The 2,392-nt window shown below is 55.3% G+C and carries 4 protein-coding genes; all 4 read right to left on the bottom strand.

Annotated features, from left to right (window positions below):
• A partial coding sequence (locus tag RID21_RS27345) for a hypothetical protein (protein ID WP_350194508.1) occupies positions 1–228 on the bottom strand: 228 nt, incomplete at its 3' end.
• A gap of 88 nt (positions 229–316) precedes the next feature.
• Positions 317–1,261, bottom strand: a complete 945-nt coding sequence (locus RID21_RS27340) for a hypothetical protein (protein WP_350194506.1) — start codon at positions 1,259–1,261, stop codon at positions 317–319.
• Between the two features lie 108 nt (positions 1,262–1,369).
• Positions 1,370–1,765 (bottom strand): DUF2750 domain-containing protein, encoded by a 396-nt coding sequence (locus tag RID21_RS27335; protein ID WP_350194504.1) that lies wholly within the window; start codon positions 1,763–1,765, stop codon positions 1,370–1,372.
• Between the two features lie 26 nt (positions 1,766–1,791).
• A partial coding sequence (locus RID21_RS27330; protein WP_350194502.1) for a hypothetical protein occupies positions 1,792–2,392 on the bottom strand: 601 nt, incomplete at its 5' end.

The raw sequence follows: 2,392 nt of genomic DNA, 5'->3' as shown, positions 1-2,392 counted from the left end.
CATCTCAATCCTGATTTTGACCGCTTCTGAAAGTTGAGACTGAAATGAAGCGATGTCGTGCTTCAGAAAATAATCGGCGATCGCAAAGAAACGCAAGTCGCTGGCCAACGTGCTGCTGCAAATGCCATTCCAGTCCTTTTTGGGATCGGCTGCATTTGCCCGTACGATTTCCCGATTCTCACTACGCAATTCAACGAGCATCGGTAAGCGGTCTGCCAGTCCGGCCATAGTCTCTTCCGTTCGATTGATCTCTGTAATTCATTTAGATACGGGTTCTCTGGCCCATTCTGTTCGATAGTCATGGTCCAGGACAAGCTCACGGTTCATCCCCCGGCATCGCCCGCAGTTCCCACGTCAGTCGCTCCCGGTCATCCCGGTGCAGGGTACCGATGCTGGTCCATTGCCCTTTCCAATACCGCCGGACCTGGTAAGTGCCGGGGCGAAGTTTTTCCCCCGGCAACAACTTCCGGGGAATTTGATCGACCCGCTTTTCCTGTTTGATCTTCTGCAGGCGTTTCAGCTCGGCCTGCACATCTTCTCCCGCCTGTTGTCGCCGTTTTAGAATCTGGATCTCCAGCGGCAGGATGTTGCGGAAGTAACTCTCAGCATCGGGAACACCGATCTGCTTCTCTTTTTTCAGCAGCCACTGCAGGCACTTGACCTGCATTTCCGGATAGGAGAGCCCCCGGTGGGCCGCCAGCCATTTCTTCACGCCCCCCGCATCGTCAAAAGGAGTCCCTTTCCAGTACGGCTGAGGATGATCTTTCCCGTCGCGCCCTTTGCGGTAATAACCGTAGCGGGAATAGTCGTCGGGCCGGTCCTGCAGTTGATAGTAGATATTCCAATAGCAGGCTTTCCCGACTTGAAAGTCCAGACGATGGTTTCGGAAAGGTATCGAAGGCCGCTTGTCGTCCAGGTGTTGGACCAGTTGTGGAAAGGCCCGTTCCTGGTAAGTCGACAATTTATCAAACGCCGCGATGCAGGTATCCCACGCTTTACCCCGGGCAACCATGTCGTTCGGATCGATGCGTGTATCGAGCACCAGTTGATCGATCAACGCTTCGATTTCCGCCTGCTGTTGCGGTGTCGCAGTCCGCCAGGGAGACTTGCCACTCACAGCCTGTCGACCACCCTGCACAGACTGACCTGGTACCGACTGACGCGCATCCGCAGGAGCCACCTGCCGTGACCCCGGATCGGCCTGGCAGACAGAGACCAGCAGCGCCCCCGCCAGCAGACATCGAAACCCCAACCTCAACATGATCACATCTCCCCACTCAAAAACTTTGACGCCAGTCCAGCATAAATTGTAGACCACCAGTTGCTGTAGCAACAACCGGAATCCCGGCGAAAGCACGTCTTCACACCGCTATCCATACTGCTCCAGCGTTTCCTCCAGATCTTCACGCAAGCGTTCTACCTCCAACACCAGCCCCTGGTCAGAGGGCAGGGGAAAGACGGCCACTTTTCTGCCGTCGTCACACATACCGGGCAGCCAGCGGGTCATCCAGTCATCGAGCGAAATCACCCGAGGCTCATCCCCGGACCAGTCCCCCTGACAACAGGCTTCCGCAAACGCCCGCGCCGGCCAGACCGGAATGCAGACCGTCTCCTCCGCATCGCTCATCATCCGCCAGCCCTCCGCGTGGCCCACACTCCAGACCTCTTCCCAGTCCGCCACCCTGTTCAAAAAGTACTGGTAACGGTCAAAGGACGGTAACCGAATGACATTCTCAAATTCTTTCTCGTTAACCTGGTAGCTCATAACTGATCCTGATTAATAGTTTGCTTTCAACATCTGCGATTCACCGGACTCAACAAGTCCCGGGGAATCAATGGCGGAACGGCTTCGGAGGGAATTCCGTGTGCCCGTGCCAGATTGGCCATCCCCAGCCCCCACATGCAGAGTAGTTCATCGTCAGTGCTCACGAAGATACCGCTCCCTTTCGACTGTTTCTGATGTCCCTGGACGATGCTCGCCAGTCCGTCATTCACCGCCGCTGTATCTCGACTGATGAGCGCCTGAAAGACAGCACCATACCCCAGGAAATCCGTCATTTTCGACTTATGACACTGATCCACGAATTTCGGAGTCCATTCCTGCATCTGCTCCTGATCGCGCAACACGAAGGCACGCAGAGTGTAACCGAGCGTATAATCAAACGGATGGTCATGTTCGCGCTCCAGTTCAGCGCGTCCGCCGAGATGTGCCGCCAACTGTTCGGCACGACTCAGATCACAGGCCGCCAGCGCATCGAACAACGATTTGTAACAGAGCATTGTCAGATAAGAACCGTCAATGGGCTCTCCTTTGTCCGAACGGGCGAACATCTCAATCCTGATTTTGACCGCTTCTGAAAGTTGAGACTGAAATGAAGCGATGTCGTGCTTC

This window comes from Gimesia sp. (genome assembly GCF_040219335.1).
Taxonomy (GTDB): Bacteria; Planctomycetota; Planctomycetia; order Planctomycetales; family Planctomycetaceae; genus Gimesia.
The sequence above is the reverse complement of the archived record's forward strand: the minus strand, read 5'-3'. Positions and strand labels throughout refer to the sequence as shown.